Below are 22,259 nucleotides of genomic sequence, written 5' to 3' on the forward strand. Positions count from 1 at the left end.
GGCGGGTGACCGACGCCGACGCCATCCGCATCAACCCCAGCATCCTGGCCGCCGACTTCGTCAACATGCAAGCGGAGCTCGGCCGCATCCGTGCCGCCGATTTCGTGCACGTCGACGTCATGGACAACCACTTCGTGCCCAATCTGACGTTCGGTCCGCAGATGGTCGAGCGCATCCAAGCGACGAGTCCCGTCCCGCTGGATGTGCACCTGATGATTTCGGATGTCGACCGGTGGGCGCCGGGTTATGCCGAGCTGGGCGCCGCGAGCGTCACCTTCCACCTCGAGGCGGCGACCGACCCGGTGCGGCTGGCTCGTCGCCTGCGCGGCATCGGCGCGCGGGCCGGCGTCGCCGTCAAGCCCGCCACCGCCGTCGACGGCCTCTTCGATGTGCTGGACGAGTTCGATCAGATCCTGGTCATGACCGTCGAGCCCGGCTTCGGCGGGCAGAGCTTCATGGCGGACCAGATGCCCAAGCTGCGCCGGCTGTCCGACGAGGCTCGACGCCGCGGCTCCCAGGTGTGGCTGCAGGTCGACGGCGGCATCTCCGAGGCGACGATCGCGCAGGCGGCCGAAGCAGGCGCCGACACCTTCGTCGCGGGGTCGGCGGTGTTCGGGGCGGATGATCCGGATGCCGCCATCGCGAGCCTCCGCTCAGGTGCCGCCGCCGCGCACCGTCATTGATCCACGGCGGTCGGCGGTCGGGGAGGGGTCCCGGTCCCGGTACCCTGGCTAGGTGAAGACGTTCGACGCCCTGTTCGCAGAGCTCACCGCGATCGCTGAGACGCGACCCGAGGGCTCGGGTACCGTCGCACAGCTGGATCGCGGCGTGCACGCCATCGGCAAGAAGATCGTCGAAGAGGCCGCTGAGGTCTGGATGGCGGCCGAGTATCAGTCCGACGCCGAGACGGCCGAGGAGATCTCGCAGCTGCTCTACCACCTGCAGGTGCTCATGATCAGCAAGGGTCTGCGCCCCGAAGACGTCTATCGACATCTCTGAGCGACGCTCCGCCTTCCCGCTCCGCGACAGAAAGACCCCCATGCTGCGCATCGCCGTCCCGAACAAGGGATCGCTCGCCGAGACCGCCGCCGAGATGCTGGCCAAGGCCGGCTACACCGGCCGCCGCGACGCGAAAGACCTGCACGTCATCGACCCGGTCAACGAGGTCGAGTTCTTCTACCTGCGCCCCAAGGACATCGCGACCTACGTCGGTTCCGGCGCCCTCGACGTCGGCATCACCGGCCGCGACCTGCTGCTCGACGCCCGCATGCCCGGCGCTCGCGAGATCGAGCGCCTCGGCTTCGCGGGTTCGACCTTCCGCTTCGCCGCCCCGACCGGCACCTTCACCGACGTCGCCGAGCTCGCCGGCAAGCGCATCGCCACGTCGTACCCGGGGCTGGTCGACGCCTTCCTCGATGAGCGGGGCATCGCCGTCGACCTCGTGCCTCTCGACGGCGCGGTCGAGTCGGCCGTGCGCCTCGGGGTCGCCGACGCCGTCGCCGACGTCGTCGAGACCGGCACGACGCTCCGACAGGCCGGGCTCGAGGTCTTCGGCCCCGAGATCCTGCGCTCCGAAGCGGTATTGATCGCCGGGCCGGCGGATGCCGCGGGCACCGAGCGTCTGCTGCGCCGCTTGCGGGGTGTGCTCGTCGCGCGGCAGTACGTCTTGGTGGACTACGACCTGCCCGCCCACCTCGTCGACGACGCGGTCGCCATCGCCGGCGGCATCGAGTCGCCGACGATCTCGCCGCTGCGCGACCCGTCCTGGGTCGCAGTCCGCGTCATGGTGCCGCGCACGAGCGTTAACAAGACGATGGACGACCTGTACGCGATCGGCGCCCGGGCGATCCTCGTCACCGCGATCGACAACGCGAGGCTCTGACGTGACGCTTGCACGTCGCGTCATCCCGTGCCTCGACGTCGCCGCCGGCCGCGTCGTCAAGGGCGTCAACTTCGAGAACCTGCGCGACATGGGGGATCCCGTCGAGCTGGCTCGGGTGTACTTCGACCAGGGCGCGGACGAGCTGACTTTCCTCGACGTCACCGCGACGGTCGACGGTCGGGCGACGACCTACGACGTCGTCCGCCGCACCGCCGAGCAGGTGTTCATCCCGCTGACGGTGGGTGGCGGCATCCGATCGGTCGACGACGTCGCCCGGCTGCTGTCGGTCGGCGCCGATAAGGTCGGGGTGAACTCGGCCGCCATCGCACGACCCGACCTCGTGAACGAGATCGCTGACCGCTTCGGCGCGCAGGTGCTCGTGCTCTCGCTCGACATCAAGCGCGCGCCCGGCACCGCATCGGGCTTCGTCGTGACGACGCACGGCGGTCGCACCGCCACGTCCCTCGACGCGCTCGAATGGGCGCGCGAGGCCATCGAGCGCGGCGCCGGCGAGTTGCTCGTCAACTCGATCGACGCCGACGGCACGAAGGACGGGTTCGACCTCGAACTGATCGCCGCCATGCGCGAGATCGCGAGCGTGCCGGTCATCGCCTCGGGCGGCGCGGGCGCGGCCGAGCACTTCGCGCCCGCCATCGCCGCAGGAGCGGACGCGGTACTCGCCGCTTCGGTGTTCCACTCCGGTCAGCTCACGATCGGCGACGTCAAGGACGCGCTCGTCGCGGACGGGATCGAGGTGCGCGCATGAGTGAGAGCATCGACGATCGCATCGCCCGCGTCGCCTTCGACGCGAACGGACTCGTGGCCGCCGTCATCCAGCAGCACGACACACTCGAAGTGCTCATGCTCGCGTGGATGGATGCCGAGGCGCTGCGCCGCACGCTCACGACCGGGCGTGTCACCTTCTGGTCGCGTTCCCGCCAGGAGTACTGGCGCAAGGGCGACACCTCCGGCCACATCCAGCTCGTTCGCGGCGCTCGACTGGACTGTGACGGCGACGCGGTGCTGATCGCGGTCGAGCAGGTCGGCGCGGCCTGCCACACGGGCACGCGGACCTGCTTCGACAGCGATGACCTCGCGCCGGTCGTGAGCGTGCCGTGAACGGCCGGTCTCGCATGCTGGCCGTCCTCGCGGCGGTGCTCGGCGGCGGGCTGGCCGTCATCGGGTCGACCCAGCCGTGGCTCGAGGCCACTCTTCGCGACGGCGCCCACGCGGTCCTGCCGGTGCCGGGCACCGAGGCGTTGCCCCTGGTGACGCCTCTGGGCCTGGCCGCGCTCGCGCTCGGACTCGCCCTGTCGATCGTCGGCCCCGTCCTGCGCTACGTCTTCGGAGGCCTGGGCATCGTGATCGGGGGTGCGCTGCTCGTCGAATCGGTGCGGATCGCGCTGACGACGCCCCCGGCGGCCGTGGTCGGGGTCGTCGCCGAGACCACCGGTCTGTCGGGCGTCGCCGCCGTGGAGGCGCTCGTCTCGACGATCACGGCGACCGCGTGGCCGGTCATCACCGCCGTCGGCGCGCTCCTGATCGCCGCGGGGGGAGTGGTGACGCTCCTGACGGCGCGGTCCTGGCGCAGTACGGCACGGCGCTACCGCACCGACGCCGCGACGGAGGCTGCGCGGCCCCGCGGATCGCGACCGCACGACTCGCATGACGCGATCGATTCGTGGGACGACCTCAGCCGGGGGTCCGACCCCACCGCCTGAGCCCCGATAGACTGTCGGAAGCCCGAGAAATCCCGCGAAGGAGAACAATGAGCAACATCGGCGACCCCGGCCACGGACACTCCCCGGCGGCGTGGACCGCAGTCGTGATCATGCTCCTCGCGTTCGCGCTGGGCACCCTGTTCTTCTGGCTCGACATGCCGGCGCTCGTCTGGGCGTCCGCGGGCCTGCTCGTCGTCGGCGGCATCGTCGGCTGGGCGATGTCGAAGGCCGGGTACGGCGCCTACGGCGACAAGTACACCCCGAAAGCGCACTGACGTGCTGGCCGGTCTCACGGCCGGCGCCGTCGAGGACGCCGAGGCCCGTGCGGCCGATCGGCCCCTCGCCGTCGTCGAGCGCGACGCGCTCGCCCAGGCTCCGGCTCGAGACGCCCTGGTGGCCCTCGCCCCCGCTGAGCGTGTGCGCATCATCGCCGAGGTCAAGCGCGCGAGTCCATCGCGAGGTGACCTCGCCGACATCCCGGACCCCGCGCTGCAGGCCAGCCGGTACGAAGAGGGCGGCGCGTCCGTCATCTCCGTCCTGACCGAGGGGCGGCGGTTCAAGGGCAGCCTCGCCGACCTCGAGGCGGTCAAGGCTGCGGTCTCGCTGCCCGTGCTGCGCAAGGACTTCATCGCCACGCCGTACCAGGTGCTCGAGGCACGCGCCTCGGGGGCCGACCTCGTGCTGCTCATCGTGGCCGCGCTCGAGCAGCCGCTGCTCGAGCAGTTGCACGCGATGGTCCTCGAGCTGGGGATGACTCCGCTCGTCGAGACGCATTCGCTCGACGAGGTGCACCGCGCGGCCGACGTCGGCGCTCGACTCGTGGGCGTCAACGCCCGCGACCTGTCGACCTTCGAGCTCGACCGCGACCTGTTCGGCCGCCTGGCCGAGCACCTTCCCGACGACGCGGTGAAGATCGCCGAGTCCGCCGTGCTGACGCCCGCCGATGTCGCGCACTACCGTGCCGCGGGAGCGGATGCCGTCCTGATCGGCGAAGCCCTCGTGACCAACGATCCGGTCACGACCCTGCACGCATTCCTGGAGGCCGGCGCGTGAGCCTGAGAGACCAGCACGGACCGTTCTTCGGCGACTTCGGCGGGCGTTTCATGCCCGAGTCGCTCATCGCCGCGATCGACGAGCTGACGGCCGTGTACGAGCAGGCGATGGCCGATCCCGCTTTCACCGCCGAGCTCGCGCACATCCTCGCCACCTACGCGGGGCGCCCGTCGGCGCTGACCGAGGTGCCGCGCTTCGCCGCGCACGCCGGGGGAGCGCGGGTGTTCCTCAAGCGGGAGGACCTGAACCACACCGGTTCGCACAAGATCAACAACGTCATCGGGCAAGCGCTGCTGACCAAGCGCCTGGGCAAGACCCGCGTCATCGCCGAGACAGGTGCGGGCCAGCACGGCGTCGCCACAGCGACCGCGGCCGCCCTGTTCGGTTTCGACTGCACGATCTACATGGGCGAGGTCGACACCGAGCGCCAGGCCCTCAACGTCGCGCGGATGCGTCTGCTCGGCGCCGAGGTCATCCCCGTCACCACCGGCTCGCGGACGCTCAAGGACGCCATCAACGAGGCCTACCGCGACTGGGTCGCCTCGGTCGAGACGACCAACTACGTCTTCGGGACGGCCGCCGGCCCGCACCCGTTCCCGGCCATGGTCCGCGACTTCCAGAAGATCATCTCCGAAGAAGCCCGCGAGCAGCTGCTGTCCGAGACGGGGCGGCTGCCGGATGCCGTCGTGGCCTGCGTCGGCGGAGGATCGAACGCGATCGGCATGTTCGACGCGTTCCTCGACGACGAGGGCGTCGCGCTCTATGGAGTCGAGGCGGCCGGCGACGGCGTCGACACCGAACGGCACGCGGCCTCGATCGAGCGGGGGCGCCCCGGCGTCCTGCACGGCGCGAAGACCTTCGTGCTGCAGGACGAGGACGGTCAGACGGTCGAGTCGCACTCGATCTCGGCCGGCCTCGATTACCCGGGCGTCGGGCCCGAGCACGCGTGGCTCGCCTCGATCGGCCGCGCTCAGTACATCCCCGCGACCGACACCGAGGCCATGGAGGCCTTGCGCCTGCTCAGCCGCACCGAAGGCATCATCCCCGCCATCGAGTCGGCGCACGCGCTGGCCGGCGCCCTCCGCATCGGACGCGAGCTCGGCCCCGACGCGATCATCGCCATCAACCTCTCGGGGCGCGGCGATAAAGACATGGACACAGCGGCACGGTGGTTCGAGCTGTACGACGACGGCGCCGAGCCGGTCGTCGAGCCGGGGCACGACGAAGCGGCATCCGGCGAAGGGGTCGAACTGTGACCTCGCGCGTCACCGCGGCGATCGACGCCGCCCACGCCGCCGGCCGGGGCGCCTTCGTCGGGTACCTGCCCCTGGGCTTCCCCGACCTCGCGACGAGCATCGATGCGGCGGTTGCCCTCGCTGAAGCCGGTGCCGACGTCCTCGAGCTCGGGCCGCCGTACTCCGACCCGGTCATGGACGGTGTGGTGATCCAAGAGGCCACCCAGACGTCGCTCGCGGCGGGCTTCCGTCTGCGCGACACCTTCACCGCGGTGCGCGAGATCGCGGCACGCGTCGATGTGCCGATCCTGGTCATGACCTACTGGAACCCGGTGCTGCAGTACGGGGTCGACCGTTTCGCCGACGACCTCGCCGCCGCCGGTGGTGCCGGGCTGATCACGCCCGACATCACCCCCGACGCCGCGCCCGAGTGGATCGCGGCCTCTGAGCGCACCGGGCTCGACCGTGTGTTCCTCGCGGCTCCGACCTCGACCGACGAGCGGCTGCGCATGATCGCGGCCGAGTCGACCGGGTTCGTCTACACGGTGTCGACGATGGGCATCACGGGGGAGCGTGCCGAGCTGGATGCCGCCGCGCGAACCCTCGTCGGACGGCTGCGCGACTTCGGCGCCGGTCACGCCTGCGTCGGGATCGGCATCTCGACGCCCGACCAGGTCGCCGGGGTCGTCGAGTACGCCGACGGCGCCATCGTCGGCACCGCACTCGTGCGCGCTCTGCGCGACGGCGGGGTTTCGGCCATGACCGAGACCGCCCGCGCCCTGGCCGCGGGCACGCCGCGCCGCGCGGTCTAGACTTTTCCGGTCGCACGACCGCCGAATCCCGAGGGACGATCCGATGATCCACGCCGCCACCCTGCTCGTCACGAGCATCCCCAGCCCGTCGGTGAGCTACGTCGACCTGGGACCGCTGCGCATCCACTTCTATGCGCTGTGCATCATCGCGGGCATCATCGTCGCGACCCTCCTGACCAACCACCGGCTGACCAAGCGGGGCGGTGAGCCGTGGGTCGTCATCGACATCGCCCTGCTCGCGGTGCCGCTCGCGCTCATCGGCGCCCGGGCCTTCCACGTGCTGACGCACCCGGGGTTCTACTTCGGGTCGGACAAGAACCCCTGGGCGGTCCTGTTCATCTGGGAGGGCGGCATCGCGATCTTCGGCGCCCTCATCGGCGGCGCGGTCGGTGCCTACCTGGGCTGCAGGTGGACCGGCATCCGGTTCTGGAGCTTCGCCGACGCGCTCGCTCCGGGCCTCCTGCTCGCCCAGGCGCTGGGCCGCTTCGGCAACTGGTTCAACCAGGAGCTGTTCGGCCTCCCCACGGATCTGCCGTGGGGCCTCGAGATCGACGCCGACAACCCCGCCTTCCCGGCGGGCTTGGCCCCCGACACCCTCTTTCACCCCACCTTCCTGTACGAAGTGATCTGGAACGGCCTCGGCGTGCTCGTGCTGCTGTGGGTCGGCCGCACCGTGTGGGCCCAGTGGGGCAAGCTGTTCGGCCTGTACCTCATCTGGTACGGCGCCGGTCGCGTCGTGTGGGAGTCGATCCGCATCGATCCGAGCGAGATCATCCTCGGCCTGCGCACGAACGTCTGGGCCGCGATCTTCGCCGTCCTCGTCGGTATCGCCATCATTGTCGTGCAGTCACGGCGCCACTTCGGCGACGAGCCGACGCCGTACCAGCCCGGTCGCGAATGGGTGGCTCCGAGCGCGCTACAATCGCAGAGCACCGAAGACTTCGTGGATCTGAGCGCACCCCCGACGCCCGAAGCTCACGCAGACAGCGCCACAAGCGCAGTCACCTCGAAGCAGTAGTTCCCCAGGGCCGACGTCGTCCCGGTTCAGCACCAATGTGAGGACGGTCAGCATGGCCTCGAGCCCTCGACCCCACAACTCCGGATTCGGTTCCTTCCCCGTCAAGCAGGGCATGTACAACCCTGACTTCGAGAAGGATGCCTGTGGTCTGGCGATGGTCGCCACGCTGCGTGGCGAAGCCGGTCACGACATCGTCGAGCTGGCGCTCACCGCGCTGCGCAACCTCGAGCACCGCGGTGCGATCGGGTCCGACGCGGGCACCGGTGACGGTGCCGGCATCCTGACCCAGATGCCCGACGCGTTCCTGCGCGAGGTCGTCGACTTCCCCCTGCCGCCGGCGGGGGAGTACGCCGCGGGCATGGCGTTCCTGCCCCGTGAGGCCGACGCGCGCGACGCGCTCAAGGCACGCATCGAAGAGCTCGCCGCGTCCGAGGGCCTCGTGGTGCTCGGCTGGCGCGTCGTGCCGACCGAGGACGACAACCTCGGCAAGCTCGCCTTCGCCGCGCGGCCCTCGTTCGAGCAGCTGTTCGTCTCGCGCCCCGCCGTGGGCGACGCGCCGGCGCTGTCGGGCATCGCCCTCGACCGCCGCGTCTACCGTCTGCGCAAGCGCGCCCGTCACGAGCACGACGCCTACTTCGTGTCGCTCTCGAGCCGCACGCTCGGGTACAAGGGCATGGTCACAACGCTCCAGCTCGAGCCGTTCTACCCCGACCTGCAGGACGAGCGCTTCGCCTCCGAGCTCGCGGTCGTGCACTCGCGCTACTCCACCAACACCTTCCCGTCGTGGCCGCTCGCGCAGCCGCTGCGCATGCTCGCGCACAACGGCGAGATCAACACGGTCAAGGGCAACCGCAACTGGATGCGAGCGCGTCAGTCGCAGCTCGAGTCCGAGCTGCTGGGCGAAGTGCGTCCCCTGCTGCCGATCTGCACCGACGGCGCCAGCGACTCCGCCTCGTTCGACGAGGTGCTCGAGCTGCTCACCCTCACGGGGCGCAGCCTGCCGCACGCCGTCATGATGATGGTGCCCGAGGCGTACGAGAAGCAGACCGACATCGACCCCGATCTCCGAGCCTTCTACGACTACCACTCCATCCAGATGGAGCCGTGGGACGGCCCGGCCGCGCTCATCTTCACCGACGGCACGCTCGTCGGCGCGACCCTCGACCGCAACGGCCTGCGTCCCGGACGTTGGACCGAGACGACCGACGGGCTCGTGGTGATCGGCAGCGAGACCGGTGTGCTCGACTTCGCCCCCGAGCGCATCAAGCGCCGCGGGCGCCTGCAGCCGGGCCGCATGTTCGTCGTCGACACCGCGCAGGGCCGCATCGTCGAGGACGACGAGATCAAGAGCGAGCTCGCGACCCTGCACCCGTGGCAGGAGTGGCTCGACGCGGGCCGCGTCCGCCTCAAGGACCTGCCCGAGCGCGAGCACATCGTCCACCCCATCGCCTCGATCACGCGGCGCCAGCGCACCTTCGGCTACACCGAAGAAGAAGTGCGCATCCTCCTCACGCCGATGGGCCAGGTCGGCGCCGAGCCGCTGGGCGCCATGGGCAGCGACACCCCCGTCGCCGTCCTGAGCGAGCGCCCCCGATTGCTGTTCGACTACTTCACGCAGCAGTTCGCCCAGGTGACCAACCCGCCGCTGGATTCCATCCGCGAAGAGGTCGTGACCTCCCTTTCGCTCGGCCTCGGACCCGAGGCCAACCTGCTCGCCTGGGGACCGGAGCACACCCGCACGGTGACGCTGGACTTCCCGGTCATCGACAACGACGAGCTCGCGAAGATCCAGCACATCGACACGGCGCTGCGCGGCCGGTCCTCGGTCACGATCCGCGGCCTGTACCGCGTCGAGGCCGGGCACAAGGGCATGCAGAAGCGTCTCGCGCAGATGTGCGCCGAGGCGGATCAGGCCATCGAGGACGGCGCCGAGTTCATCGTGCTCAGCGACCGCGACTCGAACAAGGACCTCGCCCCCATCCCCTCGTTGCTCATGCTCGCCGCCGTGCACCATCACCTGATCCGTCAGGAGACCCGCATGCGTGTCGGACTCGTCGTCGAAGCCGGCGACGTCCGCGAGGTGCACCACGTGGCGACCCTGCTCGGCTACGGCGCCTCGGCGGTCAACCCGTACCTGGCGATGGAGACGGTGGAGTACCTCGTCCGCGCCGGCTACATCACCGGCGTCGCCCCCGAGAAGGCCGTCAAGAACCTGATCTACGCGCTCGGCAAGGGCGTGCTGAAGATCATGTCGAAGATGGGCATCTCGACGGTGTCGTCGTACGCGGGCGCTCAGGTGTTCGAGGCCGTCGGTCTGTCGGACGAGTTCGTCTCGAAGTACTTCACGGGCACCGAGACCAAGCTCGGCGGCGTCGGCCTCGAGGTGATCGCCGCCGAGAACGCGGCGCGCCACGCCTACGCCTACCCCGAGGACGCGGCGGTGCGCGCACACGAGCGGCTGTGGACCGGCGGCGAGTATCAGTGGCGCCGCGACGGCGCGCCCCACCTGTTCAACCCCGAGACGGTCTTCCGGCTGCAGCACGCCACGCGCACGCGCCGCTACGACATCTTCCGCGAGTACACCAAGCTCGTGGACGACCAGGCGTCGGAGCTCAAGACCCTGCGCGGCATGTTCAAGCTGCGCACCGGGGTGCGGCCGCCCGTGCCGATCGACGAGGTCGAATCGGTGGCATCCATCGTCAAGCGCTTCTCGACCGGAGCGATGAGCTACGGATCGATCTCGAAAGAGGCGCACGAGACGCTCGCGATCGCGATGAACCGTCTCGGCGCGAAGTCGAACACGGGCGAGGGCGGCGAGGACGTCGACCGCCTGCTCGACCCGGAGCGCCGCAGCGCCATCAAGCAGGTCGCTTCGGGCCGCTTCGGCGTCACGAGCATGTACCTGACGCACGCCGAGGACATCCAGATCAAGCTCGCGCAGGGTGCCAAGCCCGGCGAAGGCGGTCAGCTGCCGCCCGGCAAGGTGTACCCGTGGATCGCCCGCACGCGCGGCGGCACTCCCGGCGTCGGCCTCATCTCGCCGCCGCCGCACCACGACATCTACTCGATCGAAGACCTCAAGCAGTTGATCTTCGACCTCAAGCGCGCCAACCCCGCGGCACGCGTCCACGTCAAGCTCGTCAGCCAGTCGGGTATCGGCGCGGTCGCGGCAGGGACGGCGAAGGCCCTGGCCGACGTGATCCTCGTCTCGGGACACGACGGCGGCACCGGCGCGAGCCCGCTCAACTCGCTCAAGCACGCGGGCACGCCGTGGGAGCTCGGCCTCGCCGAGACGCAGCAGACGCTGATGCTCAACGACATGCGCGACCGCGTCGTGGTGCAGGCCGACGGCCAGCTCAAGACCGGGCGCGATGTCGTCATCGCCGCGCTGCTCGGCGCCGAGGAGTTCGGGTTCGCCACGACCGCCCTCGTCGTCGAGGGGTGCATCATGATGCGCGTCTGCCACCTCGACACCTGCCCGGTCGGCGTCGCGACGCAGAACCCCGTGTTGCGCGAGCGCTTCACCGGCAAGCCGGAGTTCGTCGTCAACTTCATGGAGTTCGTCGCTCAGGAGGTGCGCGAGTACCTCGCCGAGCTCGGCTTCCGCTCGCTCGACGAGGCCATCGGCCGCAACGACGTCCTCGACGTCGACGGTGCGATCGAGCACTGGAAGGCCAACGGACTCGACCTCGGCCCGATCCTCACCGGACCGGCGTTCGCCGACGAGGTGCCGCGCCGTCACCTGCGCGACCAGGAGCACGAGCTCGACCAGCACTTCGACGTGCAGCTGATCGAGCGGGCCCAGGATGTCGTCGCCCACGGCGGTCGCATCGAGATCGATCTCCCCATCCGGAACACCGAGCGTGCCGTGGGCACGATGCTCGGCAACCGGGTGACGCTGGCGCACGGCGAGAACGGGCTTCCGGCGGACTCGATCGTCGTGAGCCTCACCGGATCGGCGGGTCAGTCCTTCGGGGCGTTCCTGCCCGCCGGCATCACTCTGCGCCTCGAGGGTGACTCGAACGACTACGTCGGGAAGGGCCTCTCGGGCGGGCAGATCGTCGTGCGTCCGCCGCGCGACGCCGCCTTCGACGCTTCGGAGAACGTCATCGCCGGCAACGTCATCGGGTACGGCGCGACGCAGGGCACGATGTTCCTGCGAGGCGTCGTGGGGGAGCGTTTCCTCGTGCGCAACTCCGGCGCGACCGCTGTCGTCGAGGGCGTCGGCGACCACGCCCTCGAGTACATGACCGGCGGCCTGGCGGTCATCCTCGGCGCGACCGGGCGGAATCTCGGCGCGGGCATGTCGGGCGGCAACGCCTACGTCTACCGCCTCGAAGAGGCCAATGTGAACCGCGAGGCGATCGCGACCGGTGAACTCGTGCTCGGCGAGATGGGATCCGGCGACGCCGAGATCCTGCACGACCTGCTCGAGCGTCACGTCGCCGAGACCGGCTCCGAGCTGGCCTCGCGCCTGCTCGCCGACTTCGACACCGAGGTCGCGAACTTCGTCCGTGTGGTGCCGCGCGATTACGCCGCGGTCCTCGAAACCCGACAGACCGCCGCAGCGGAGGGGCTCGACCCCGATGGCGACGAGGTCTGGAACCGCATCCTGGAGGTGACCCGTGGCTGATCCCAAGGGCTTCCTGAAGACCACGGAGCGCGAGCTACCCAAGCGGCGCCCTGTCCCCGTTCGCATCATGGACTGGCGCGAGGTGTACGAGCCCGGCGACTCCGCCGTGCTGCGCCGTCAGGCCGGCCGCTGCATGGACTGCGGCGTGCCGTTCTGCCACCAGGGATGCCCGCTGGGCAACCTCATCCCGGAGTGGAACGACCTGATGTGGCGCGGCGAGGGCCGGTCGGCCATCGAGCGCCTGCACGCGACGAACAACTTCCCGGAGTTCACCGGGCGGCTGTGCCCCGCGCCGTGCGAGAGCTCGTGTGTGCTCGGCATCAACCAGCCGCCGGTGACGATCAAGCAGATCGAGGTCTCGACGATCGACGAGGCCTTCGCCAACGGCTGGGTCGAGGCTGAGCCGCCGGGGCGCCTCACCGGCAAGACCGTCGCGGTGGTCGGCTCCGGGCCCGCCGGGCTCGCCGCGGCCCAGCAGCTCACGCGCGCCGGCCACACCGTCGCGGTCTACGAGCGAGACGACCGTATCGGCGGCTTGCTGCGCTACGGCATCCCCGACTTCAAGATGGAGAAGCGTCACATCGAGGCGCGCCTGCGTCAGATGCAGGACGAGGGCACGCGGTTCCGCGCCGGCGTCGAGATCGGCAAGGACATCTCCTGGGACGCGCTGCGTGCTCGCTACGACGCCGTCGTGGTCGCCACCGGCGCCACCCTGCCGCGCGACCTGGCCATCCCCGGTCGCGACCTCGCCGGCGTGCACTTCGCGATGGAGTACCTCATCGAGTCGAACAAGGCCGTCGCCGGCGACCAAGTCGCCAACCAGATCCACGCCGAGGGAAAGCACGTCGTCGTCATCGGCGGTGGCGACACCGGAGCCGACTGCATCGGAACGGCGCACCGTCAGGGGGCGCTCAGCGTCACCAACCTCGCAATCGGAAAGCAGCCGCCCTCGGACCGACCCGACCACCAGCCGTGGCCCATGATGCCGACGGTCTTCGAGGTCGCGTCGGCGCACGAGGAGGGCGGGGAGCGCAGCTACCTCGCCTCGACCGTGGAGTTCCTCGCGAACGAGGCGGGCGAGGTGCGTGCCCTGCGCGTGGCCGAGACCGAGTTCGTCGACGGTCGCCGTGTCGCCAAGAGCGGCACGGAGCGGGAGATCCCGGCCGACCTCGTGCTCATCGCGATGGGTTTCACCGGCCCGGAACGCTCCGAGCTCGAGGCCCAGCTGGGTACCGTTTTCACTGATCGTGGCAACGTCGACCGTGCCGACGACTACCAGACGACCGCGCCCGGCGTGTTCGTCGCGGGAGACGCCGGCCGGGGGCAGTCGCTCATCGTATGGGCGATCGCCGAGGGGCGGGCGGCTGCGGCCGCCGTCGACCGGTACCTGATGGGCGACACGGCCCTGCCGGCACCGGTGCGTCCGACGGACGTCGCGATCGGGCTCCAGCGGGCATAGGCTGGACCCATCCCCTCCCGACCCGAGACCACCGGAGATTCAGTGAGACGCGCCAAGATCGTCGCCACCCTGGGACCGGCCACAGCCAGCTACGAGATGGTGCGAGCCATCATCGACGCCGGCGTGGACGTGACCCGTTTCAACCTCAGCCACGGAGACTATTCGGAGCACGAGGCCCGCTGGGCAAACGTGCGCAAGGCGGCCGACGATGCGGGGCGCCCCGTCGCCATCCTCGTCGACCTGCAGGGACCGAAGATCCGGCTCGGGAAGTTCGAGAACGGCCCGCACCAGCTCGCAGTGGGCGACATCTTCAAGATCACCACCGACGACATCCTCGGCACGAAGGAGATCGTCTCGACGACCTTCAAGGGTCTTCCGGGCGACGTCACGGCCGGCGACTTCCTGCTGATCGACGACGGCAAGGTCCGCGTCGAGGTCGTCTCGGTCGACGGCCCCGTCGTGACCACGAAGGTGATCGTCGCTGGTCCGGTGTCGAACAACAAGGGCATCAACCTGCCCGGCGTCGCGGTCAGCGTGCCGGCGCTCTCTGACAAGGACGAGGCCGACCTGCGCTGGGGGCTGCAGCAGGGTGCCGACCTCATCGCTCTGTCGTTCGTGCGTGACGCGGCTGACGTGACGCGTGTGCACGAGATCATGGCGGAGGAGGGCCGCAAGGTCCCCGTCATCGCGAAGATCGAGAAGCCGCAGGCTGTCGAGAACCTCGAGGAGATCATCGACGCCTTCGACGGCATCATGGTGGCCCGCGGCGACCTCGGCGTCGAACTGCCGCTCGAGGCAGTGCCGATCGTGCAGAAGAAGGCTGTCGCGCTGTGCCGTCGCATGGCCAAGCCCGTCATCGTCGCGACTCAGATGCTCGAGTCGATGATCGAGAACCCCGTCCCGACGCGTGCCGAGACCAGCGACGTCGCGAATGCCGTCCTCGACGGTGCTGACGCCGTGATGCTGTCGGGCGAGACCAGCGTGGGCAAGTACCCGGTGGGCGTCGTCGAGACGATGGCGCGGATCGTGGACTCGACCGAGACCCACGGTCTCGACCGCATCGCTCCGCTGACGGCGAAGCCGCGCACGCAGGGCGGTGCCATCACGCTCGCTGCGATGGAGGTCGCCCAGTTCATCGAGGCGAAGTTCCTCTGCATGTTCACCGAGTCCGGTGACACCGCGCGCCGCATGTCGCGCCTGCGCCCCGAGATCCCGATGATCGCGTTCGCGACCGACCCCGCCATCCGCCGCCGCATGGCGCTGACGTGGGGCATCCGCTCGAGCATGGTCGAAGAGGTGGCTCACACCGATCTGATGTACCACCAGGTCGACGACTACTTCCTCTCCAACGGTCTCGCCGAGGTCGGCGACAAGGTCGTGGTGATCTCCGGATCCCCTCCCGGAATCCAGGGCTCGACGAACGACATCCGCATCCACAAGATCGGCGACGCCGTCAACGGCCGGGCACCGATCTACCAGGCGATCCAGTAACCGGAGCCGGGATGCCGAAGGGCGGGTACCTCGTGAAGAGGTACTCGCCCTTTCGTTCGTGCCGGTGGTGGGAGTCGAACCCACACGTCCGAAGACAACCGAGTTTGAGTCGGTCGCGTCTGCCATTCCGCCACACCGGCGCACGCCTCTAGGAGCCTACCGGCAATCAAGCGTGCCACCGAGCGAGGCGGGAGCGTTCCCGGAACGGCCATACCGTAGGATCGAAAGGTGACAGAGCAAGAAGAGGTCCCCACGTCGGCCGCGCCCGCACCTCGCCGGGTCGTCGTCGCCGAGGACGAATCGCTGATCCGACTCGACATCGTCGAGATCCTCCGCGACAACGGTTATGACGTCGTCGGCGAGGCCGGAGACGGCGAGACCGCTGTGCAGCTGGCGACCGAGCTCCGTCCCGACCTCGTCATCATGGACGTGAAGATGCCGGTCCTCGACGGCATCTCGGCGGCCGAGCGGCTCGGCAAGGCGCACATCGCGCCGGTCGTCCTGCTCACCGCGTTCAGCCAGAAGGAGCTCGTCGAGCGGGCGACCGAGGCAGGCGCCCTGGCTTACGTCGTGAAGCCGTTCACCCCCAACGACCTCCTCCCGGCGATCGAGATCGCGCTGGCCCGCTATGAGCAGATCATCACGCTCGAGGCCGAGGTCGCCGACATGGTCGAGCGCTTCGAGACCCGCAAGCTCGTCGACCGGGCCAAGGGCCTGCTCAACGAGAAGATGGGGCTCAGCGAGCCCGAGGCGTTCCGCTGGATCCAGAAGGCGTCGATGGATCGCCGTCTGACGATGCAGGATGTCGCCAAGGCGATCATCGAGCAGCTGGCTCCCAAGAAGTAACCACCCGCGTCGCGAAGACCCCGTCGCGCACCGCTCGGCCTGAGGCCGCCGGTGCGCCGGCGGGGTCTTCTCGTCTGCCGTCAGGACGCGGCGGGGGAGTCCTTGATCAGGTTGGTGATGCGGATCGTCGAGCACCGTCGCCCCTGTTCGTCGGTGACGACGATCTCGTGCACGGTCATCGAACGGCCCAGGTGCAACGGCACGCAGGTGCCGGTCACGACGCCGGAGGTGGCCGATCGCGTGTGGGTGGCGTTGATGTCGACGCCGACAGCGAGTCGACCGGCGCCGGCGTGCATGTTGGCCGCCATCGAACCGAGCGACTCGCCCAGGACGACATAGGCGCCGCCGTGGAGAAGGCCGGCGGGCTGGGTGTTCCCCTCGACCGGCATCGTCGCCACGCAGCGCTCGGTCGTGAACTCAAGGAAATCGATCCCCATGCGCTCGGCCAGCGCTCCTTTGCCGCGGGCGCGCGCCCAGTCGAGTCCGGCTTCGGCGTCGGTGTTCTCGAGCATGCTCCACCCTCGGTCGCAGCGGGTCGTCCTGTCCGTCGCTCTCGTTAGGCTGGTCGGGTGACGGACTCCGCAAAGCCTACCCTTCTCGTCGTCGACGGCCACTCGCTGGCCTACCGGGCGTTCTTCGCTCTGCCGGTCGACAACTTCACGACCAAGGACGGCCAGCACACGAACGGCATCTACGGGTTCCTGTCGATGTTCGTCAACCTCATCAAGGCCGAGAAGCCGACGCACCTCGCCGTCGCCTTCGACACGTCGCGCCAGTCCTTCCGCACGCGGGAGTACAGCGAGTACAAGGCGAACCGGTCCGAGTCCCCGGCCGAGTTCAAGGGGCAGATCCCGCTGCTGCAGGAGTGTCTCGCCGCGATGAACGTGACGGTACTGACCAAAGAGGATGTCGAGGCCGACGACATCCTCGCCACCCTGGCGACCCGGGCCGCGGCCGAGGGCTTCCAGGTGCTCGTCTGCTCCGGTGATCGCGACACGATCCAGCTCGTCACCGACGACGTCACGCTGCTGTACCCGAGCGTGCAGGGTGTCTCGCAGCTCAAGCGGTACACCCCCGAGGCGGTCGTCGAGAAGTACGGCCTGCCGCCCGAGAACTATCCCGACATCGCCGCGCTGGTCGGCGAGACGAGTGACAACCTGCCGGGCGTCCCCAAGGTCGGCGAGAAGACCGCGGTGAAGTGGCTGACCCAGTGGGGCACGCTCGACGCTCTGATCGAGAACGCCGACAAGATCGGCGGCGTCGTCGGCGGCAACCTCCGTGAGCACCTCGACGACGTGCGCCGCAACCGCGCCCTGAACCGGCTGCTCACCGACGTCGAGCTCGAGCGGACGCCCGCCGACCTCGCGGTCAAGCCGATCGACGCCGAAGCCGTGCGCGACATCTTCGCCCGTCTCGAGTTCCGCACGTTGCTGCCGCGGGTGTTCGAGGCGGCCGGCGCCGACCCCGCGATGGCGGTCGAGGCCGCGGCCCCGGCAGTGCCGGCGCCGGTCGCGTCCGAGCCCGATGCCGCGGCGCTGGCAGCCTGGGCCGAGGCCCAGGAGGGCGACATCGGCGTCACCGTCATGGTCGCGGGCGGATTCCCTCAACGGATCGGTCTCGCGACCCGCGATGCCGCTGTCGAGGGGACGTGGGACGACACCGTCGCCGAAGCCCTGCGCGCGTGGCTCGAGTCCGACACCCCCAAGGTCATGGCCGATGCGAAGGTTCAGGTCAAGGCGCTGCGGCGCGCCGGGATCCGGCTCGGCGGACTGACCTGCGATCCGATCCTGGCGGGTTGGCTGCTGCGCCCGAGCTTCCCCGACAAGACCCTCGCCGACCTCGTGCACCGCTACCTCGACGAGAAGCTTCCCGAGGCCGACCCGTCGCAGCTCGTGCCCGAGACCGAGGGCGCGACCCCGGGTCAGCTCTCGTGGTTCACGCTGCGCGCCGCCGACGCCGTCCGCGCCGAGCTGCCCGCCCCCGTCGCCTCGGTGCTCACCGACATCGAGCTGCCCACGCTCGACACGCTCGCCGACATGGAGCTCGCGGGCGTCGCGGTCTCGCACGAGAAGCTGTCCACGTTCTCGGGTGAGCTCGGCGCGCGCGCCGACGACATCGCACGGCGGGCGTACGAGACGATCGGACGCGAGGTCAACCTCGGTTCGCCCAAGCAGCTACAAGAGGTGTTGTTCGAGCATCTCGAGCTGCCGAAGACACGGAAGACGAAGACCGGGTACTCGACGGATGCCGCGGTGCTGGCCGACCTGCAGGAGTCGAACCCGCATCCCTTCCTCGCGCTGCTGCTGCAGCACCGCGAGGCGACCAAGCTGCGTCAGATCATCGAATCGCTCGATACCGCGATCGCCGCTGACGACCGCATCCACACGACGTACGTGCAGACCGGCAGCCAGACCGGACGCTTGTCGAGCACCGACCCCAACCTGCAGAACATCCCGATCCGCAATGAGGAGAGTCGGCGTATCCGCGCGGCGTTCGAGGTGGGCGAGGGGTATGAGACCCTCCTGACGGCGGACTACTCCCAGATCGAGATGCGCATCATGGCGCACCTGTCCGAAGACCCGGGTCTCATCGAAGCCTTCGTCTCAGGCGAGGACCTGCACCGCTTCGTCGGCGCCCGCGTGTTCGGGGTCGAACCCGCCGATGTCACCCCGGCGATGCGCACCAAGGTGAAGGCCATGTCGTACGGGCTCGTCTACGGCCTCTCGGCCTTCGGGCTCTCGAAGCAGCTGCGGATCGAGCAGTCCGAGGCGAAGCAGCTCATGCTCGAGTACTTCTCGCGCTTCGGCGCCGTTCGCGACTACCTCCGCTCGAGCGTCGAGCAGGCCCGCATCGACGGCTATACCGAGACGATCTTCGGCCGCCGACGCCCGTTCCCCGACCTCGCGAGCCCCAACCGGGTGCTGCGTGAGAACGCCGAGCGCGCGGCTCTCAACGCCCCGATCCAGGGCAGCGCCGCGGACATCATGAAAATCGCCCTGTTCCGCATCGATCAGGAGTTCCGGTCCGAGGGTCTGCATTCGCGCGTGCTGCTGCAGATCCACGACGAGCTCGTCGTCGAGGTGGCCGCGGGGGAGTGGGATGCCGCTGAGCGGATCGTGCGGGAGCGCATGGGCGACGCGGCGGATCTGACCGTCCCGCTCGAGGTCCAGATCGGGCGCGGTGGCGACTGGGACGTAGCGGGGCACTGAGCGCTTCGGGCGGGTGCAGGCCGGCGTCGCGCGACACCCTGAGGCGGGGGAACCGGTCGCAGTAGGCTCGGAGGATGACCGAAGCACAGCGCACCCCCACGCCGATCGACCAGATCGCCGACGCGTGGGTCGACACCCTTGCCGAGCTCTCGCCCGGGCTCGCGACGTACATCGGCCGGTTCGAGCACAACGGTCGCCTCGACGACTATTCGCCCGCCGGGACGGCCCGCATGCTCGAGGCGGCGCGCTCGACGCTCGCCGCTCTCGAAGCGGCGGAGCCCGTGGATGACGTCGACACCGTCACGCAGGCCGATCTCGCGGGCGACCTGCGTCTGCAGATCGAGCTGGCGGAGGCCGGCAACCACCTGCGCGACGTCAACGTCATCGCGTCGCCCGCGCAGGAGATCCGCAGCACCTTCGACCTCATGCCCACCGACACCGTCGATGACTGGAGCGTCATCGCATCGCGGTTGGGCGCTGTCCCCGCGGCGATCGAGGGGTACATCGAGACGCTCCGCGAAGGCATCGCCCGCGGTGTGGTGCCGGCGCGGCGCCAGGTCGCCGAGGTCGCGACGCAGATCGCCCGCTACACCTCCGACACCGGCTTCTTCGCCACCTTCGCCGCCGACGCGGCGCCGGCGGAGGGCGGGCTGCCCGCGTCGCTGGCGCGCGATCTGTCCGACAACGCCAACGCCGCTCGTGTCGCCTATGACGGGTTGGCCTCGTTCTTCACCGCCGAGCTGCTGCCCGAGGCATCCGACATCGACGCCGTCGGACGTGAGCTGTACGCGCTGCACTCGCGCCGGTTCCTGGGCGCCACCGTCGATCTCGATGAGACGTACGAGTGGGGGCTGCAGGAGCTCGCGCGGATGGTCGCCGAGCAAGAGGCGATCGCCAACGAGATCCTGCCCGGCGCGACGGTCGAGGAAGCCGTCGCGTTCCTCGAGCAGGACGCTTCACGCAAGCTTCACGGCACCGAGGCGCTGCAGAAGTGGATGCAGGAGACGAGCGACCGTGCCGTCGAGGAGCTCGGGCGCACGCACTTCGACATCCCCGAGCCGATTCGCACGCTCGAATGCATGATCGCCCCGACCAACGAGGGCGGCATCTACTACACCGGTCCCACGGACGACTTCTCGCGTCCCGGTCGCATGTGGTGGTCGGTACCGGAGGGCGTCGACTCGTTCGACACGTGGCGCGAGCTCACGACGGTCTATCACGAGGGCGTGCCGGGGCATCACCTCCAGATCGCGCAGTCCGTCTACAACCGAGCGGAGCTGAACTCGTGGCGGCGCCTGCTGGCAGGTTCCAGCGGCCACGCCGAGGGCTGGGCGCTCTACGCCGAGCGCCTGATGGAACAGCTCGGTTACCTCGACGACCCGGCCGACCGCCTGGGGATGCTCGACGGGCAGCGGATGCGTGCCGCACGCGTCGTCCTCGACATCGGCGTGCACCTGGGCAAGCAGCGTCCCGATGGCGAAGGGGTGTGGGACGCCGAGTACGCTCTGGCGTTCATGCAGCGCAACGTGAACATGCCCGACGAGTTCATCCGCTTCGAGGTCAACCGCTACCTCGGCTGGCCGGGGCAGGCGCCGTCGTACAAGGTCGGCCAGCGCATCTGGGAGCAGATCCGCGACGACTACGCGGCGCGTGCCGGCGACGACTTCGACATCAAGGCGTTCCACATGACGGCGCTGCGGCTGGGCGGCGTGGGACTCGACACCCTGCGCATGGCGCTCGCCACGGACTGAGCCGGGCTCCACGGGCGGCCGACGGGAATACTTCCGTCGGCCGCCCGTTTTATGCGTGTGAATGAAAGGTGATCTCATGACCGCGACCTCCGTCCAATTCGGCCTCGACACGTTCGGCGATGTCACGAGCGACGCCGACGGCTCGCTCCTGTCCGACGCCCAGACCATCCGTAACGTCGTCGACCAGGCGGTGCTCGCCGATGAGGTCGGCCTCCACTTCTTCGGCGTGGGGGAGCACCACCGTCGGGAGTTCGCGGTCTCGAGCCCCGAGATCGTGCTCGCCGCGGCGGCCACGCGCACCCGCGACATCCACCTCGGCACCGCCGTCACGGTGCTTTCGAGCGATGACCCCGTTCGGGTGTACGAGCGCTTCGCGACCCTCGACGCCGTCTCGAACGGACGCGCCGAGATCATCCTCGGGCGCGGTTCCTTCACGGAGTCGTTCCCGCTGTTCGGGTTCGATCTGGCCGACTACGAGATCCTCTTCGAGGAGCGGCTCGACCTCTTCGGCCAGCTCCGGACGGAGCAGCCCGTGACGTGGCAGGGGAAGACCCGACCGGCACTGACGAACGCCGACGTCTTCCCGAAGACCGAGAACGGCCTGCGCGCATGGGTCGGCGTCGGCGGGTCGCCCGAGTCGGTGCTCCGCACCGCGCACCACGGGTACGGCCTGATGCTGGCGATCATCGGCGGCGGCGCGGCGCGCTTCCGGCCCTACGTGGACCTCTTCCATCGCACGCGAGACGCAATGGGCGCCGAGCGGCTGCCCGTTGGCGTCCACTCGCCGGGGCACATCGCCGATTCCGACGAGCAGGCCTGGGAAGAGGTGTTCCCGGCTATGAAGGTGAACCGCGACGCGATCGGCGCCGAGCGCGGCTGGCCGCCGTACTCGCGGCTGCAGTTCCAGCACGATCTCGGCCCTGACGGAGCCGTCTACGCGGGCTCGCCCGAGACCGTGGCGAAGAAGATCGCCGAGACCGTCCGGACCTTGGACCTCGATCGCTTCGACCTCAAGTTCTCGCACGGCACCCTCGGCCACGAACCGATGATGCGCTCGATCGAGCTCTATGGGACGCGCGTCGTCCCGCTCGTGCGCGACATGCTCGGCAAGGCCTGACGTCGTGGCATCCGGGGGCGTCGCGGGTCAAT

The 22,259-nt window shown here is 69.5% G+C and carries 19 protein-coding genes and 1 tRNA gene; 18 read left to right on the forward strand and 2 right to left on the reverse strand.

Annotation, left to right across the window (positions count from 1 at the left end; all coding sequences use genetic code 11):
• The first annotated feature begins 5 nt into the window (after positions 1-5).
• Genes rpe through pyk form a run of 14 tightly spaced genes read left to right on the forward strand, consistent with a single transcriptional unit; the run spans position 6 to position 15,304 of the window.
• On the forward strand, positions 6-683 hold the full coding sequence (gene rpe / locus PUW82_RS08850; protein ID WP_274221940.1) for a ribulose-phosphate 3-epimerase: 678 nt from the start codon (positions 6-8) through the stop codon (positions 681-683).
• A gap of 52 nt (positions 684-735) precedes the next feature.
• Positions 736-999 (forward strand): phosphoribosyl-ATP diphosphatase, encoded by a 264-nt coding sequence (locus PUW82_RS08855; RefSeq protein ID WP_210004300.1) that lies wholly within the window; start codon positions 736-738, stop codon positions 997-999.
• 40 nt (positions 1,000-1,039) lie between these two features.
• The gene (gene hisG, locus PUW82_RS08860) at positions 1,040-1,882 is read left to right on the forward strand and encodes an ATP phosphoribosyltransferase (RefSeq protein ID WP_274221941.1); all 843 of its coding nucleotides are present in this window, start codon (positions 1,040-1,042) and stop codon (positions 1,880-1,882) included.
• A gap of 1 nt (position 1,883) precedes the next feature.
• Positions 1,884-2,648: an imidazole glycerol phosphate synthase subunit HisF gene (gene hisF, locus PUW82_RS08865; RefSeq protein WP_274221942.1), complete on the forward strand. Its 765-nt coding sequence runs from the start codon at positions 1,884-1,886 to the stop codon at positions 2,646-2,648.
• The gene (hisI, locus tag PUW82_RS08870; RefSeq protein ID WP_274221943.1) at positions 2,645-3,001 is read left to right on the forward strand and encodes a phosphoribosyl-AMP cyclohydrolase; all 357 of its coding nucleotides are present in this window, start codon (positions 2,645-2,647) and stop codon (positions 2,999-3,001) included. Before hisF ends, hisI begins: the two co-directional genes overlap by 4 nt.
• Positions 2,998-3,603, forward strand: a complete 606-nt coding sequence (locus PUW82_RS08875; RefSeq protein WP_274221944.1) for a Trp biosynthesis-associated membrane protein — start codon at positions 2,998-3,000, stop codon at positions 3,601-3,603. The genes hisI and PUW82_RS08875 overlap by 4 nt, the downstream gene beginning before the upstream one ends.
• A 47-nt stretch (positions 3,604-3,650) precedes the next feature.
• Positions 3,651-3,878, forward strand: coding sequence for a DUF6704 family protein (locus tag PUW82_RS08880; RefSeq protein WP_274221945.1), 228 nt, complete (start codon positions 3,651-3,653; stop codon positions 3,876-3,878).
• A 1-nt stretch (position 3,879) separates the two neighbouring features.
• Positions 3,880-4,656 (forward strand): indole-3-glycerol phosphate synthase TrpC, encoded by a 777-nt coding sequence (gene trpC / locus PUW82_RS08885; RefSeq protein ID WP_274221946.1) that lies wholly within the window; start codon positions 3,880-3,882, stop codon positions 4,654-4,656.
• Positions 4,653-5,912, forward strand: coding sequence for a tryptophan synthase subunit beta (trpB, locus tag PUW82_RS08890; protein WP_274221947.1), 1,260 nt, complete (start codon positions 4,653-4,655; stop codon positions 5,910-5,912). The genes trpC and trpB overlap by 4 nt, the downstream gene beginning before the upstream one ends.
• Positions 5,909-6,703 (forward strand): tryptophan synthase subunit alpha, encoded by a 795-nt coding sequence (gene trpA / locus PUW82_RS08895; RefSeq protein ID WP_274221948.1) that lies wholly within the window; start codon positions 5,909-5,911, stop codon positions 6,701-6,703. The genes trpB and trpA overlap by 4 nt, the downstream gene beginning before the upstream one ends.
• Positions 6,704-6,746: 43 nt before the next feature.
• Positions 6,747-7,721, forward strand: a complete 975-nt coding sequence (gene lgt, locus PUW82_RS08900) for a prolipoprotein diacylglyceryl transferase (RefSeq protein ID WP_274221949.1) — start codon at positions 6,747-6,749, stop codon at positions 7,719-7,721.
• Positions 7,722-7,773: 52 nt separating this feature from the next.
• The gene (gltB, locus tag PUW82_RS08905; protein WP_274221950.1) at positions 7,774-12,354 is read left to right on the forward strand and encodes a glutamate synthase large subunit; all 4,581 of its coding nucleotides are present in this window, start codon (positions 7,774-7,776) and stop codon (positions 12,352-12,354) included.
• Positions 12,347-13,813, forward strand: a complete 1,467-nt coding sequence (locus tag PUW82_RS08910) for a glutamate synthase subunit beta (protein ID WP_274221951.1) — start codon at positions 12,347-12,349, stop codon at positions 13,811-13,813. The genes gltB and PUW82_RS08910 overlap by 8 nt, the downstream gene beginning before the upstream one ends.
• A 42-nt stretch (positions 13,814-13,855) precedes the next feature.
• Positions 13,856-15,304 (forward strand): pyruvate kinase, encoded by a 1,449-nt coding sequence (gene pyk, locus PUW82_RS08915; protein ID WP_274221952.1) that lies wholly within the window; start codon positions 13,856-13,858, stop codon positions 15,302-15,304.
• A gap of 59 nt (positions 15,305-15,363) precedes the next feature.
• Here pyk and PUW82_RS08920 read toward each other — a convergent pair.
• Positions 15,364-15,444, reverse strand: a tRNA-Leu gene (locus tag PUW82_RS08920).
• Between the two features lie 88 nt (positions 15,445-15,532).
• On the opposite strand from PUW82_RS08920, the gene PUW82_RS08925 reads away from it, so the two are divergent.
• Positions 15,533-16,150 (forward strand): ANTAR domain-containing response regulator, encoded by a 618-nt coding sequence (locus PUW82_RS08925; RefSeq protein ID WP_112614836.1) that lies wholly within the window; start codon positions 15,533-15,535, stop codon positions 16,148-16,150.
• Between the two features lie 80 nt (positions 16,151-16,230).
• Here PUW82_RS08925 and PUW82_RS08930 read toward each other — a convergent pair whose 3' ends face one another.
• Complete coding sequence (locus PUW82_RS08930; protein WP_274221953.1) at positions 16,231-16,662, reverse strand: hotdog fold thioesterase; 432 nt, start codon at positions 16,660-16,662, stop codon at positions 16,231-16,233.
• A gap of 57 nt (positions 16,663-16,719) precedes the next feature.
• Between PUW82_RS08930 and polA the strand changes: the two genes are divergently transcribed.
• The 3 genes from polA to PUW82_RS08945 all read left to right on the forward strand — a co-directional run bounded on the left by polA (position 16,720) and on the right by PUW82_RS08945 (position 22,227).
• A complete protein-coding gene (polA, locus tag PUW82_RS08935) occupies positions 16,720-19,359 on the forward strand; it encodes a DNA polymerase I (RefSeq protein ID WP_274221954.1) in 2,640 nt (879 codons plus the stop codon).
• A gap of 74 nt (positions 19,360-19,433) precedes the next feature.
• Positions 19,434-21,110, forward strand: coding sequence for a DUF885 domain-containing protein (locus PUW82_RS08940; protein ID WP_274221955.1), 1,677 nt, complete (start codon positions 19,434-19,436; stop codon positions 21,108-21,110).
• Positions 21,111-21,186: 76 nt separating this feature from the next.
• Entirely contained in the window at positions 21,187-22,227 is a 1,041-nt protein-coding gene (locus PUW82_RS08945) for an LLM class flavin-dependent oxidoreductase (protein WP_274221956.1), read from the forward strand.
• Positions 22,228-22,259 lie beyond the last annotated feature (32 nt).

Origin of the sequence: Microbacterium thalli (assembly GCF_028737325.1) — a bacterium.
Lineage (GTDB): Bacteria > Actinomycetota > Actinomycetes > Actinomycetales > Microbacteriaceae > Microbacterium > Microbacterium thalli.

Coding starts and splice junctions, on each gene's coding strand:
- hisG (WP_274221941.1), top strand. CDS start 1,040: ATGCTGCGCATCGCCGTCCCGAACAAGGGATCGCTCGCCGAGACCGCC.
- hisI (WP_274221943.1), top strand. CDS start 2,645: ATGAGTGAGAGCATCGACGATCGCATCGCCCGCGTCGCCTTCGACGCG.
- PUW82_RS08880 (WP_274221945.1), top strand. CDS start 3,651: ATGAGCAACATCGGCGACCCCGGCCACGGACACTCCCCGGCGGCGTGG.
- lgt (WP_274221949.1), top strand. CDS start 6,747: ATGATCCACGCCGCCACCCTGCTCGTCACGAGCATCCCCAGCCCGTCG.
- gltB (WP_274221950.1), top strand. CDS start 7,774: ATGGCCTCGAGCCCTCGACCCCACAACTCCGGATTCGGTTCCTTCCCC.
- PUW82_RS08930 (WP_274221953.1), bottom strand. CDS start 16,662: ATGCTCGAGAACACCGACGCCGAAGCCGGACTCGACTGGGCGCGCGCC.
- PUW82_RS08940 (WP_274221955.1), top strand. CDS start 19,434: ATGACCGAAGCACAGCGCACCCCCACGCCGATCGACCAGATCGCCGAC.
- PUW82_RS08945 (WP_274221956.1), top strand. CDS start 21,187: ATGACCGCGACCTCCGTCCAATTCGGCCTCGACACGTTCGGCGATGTC.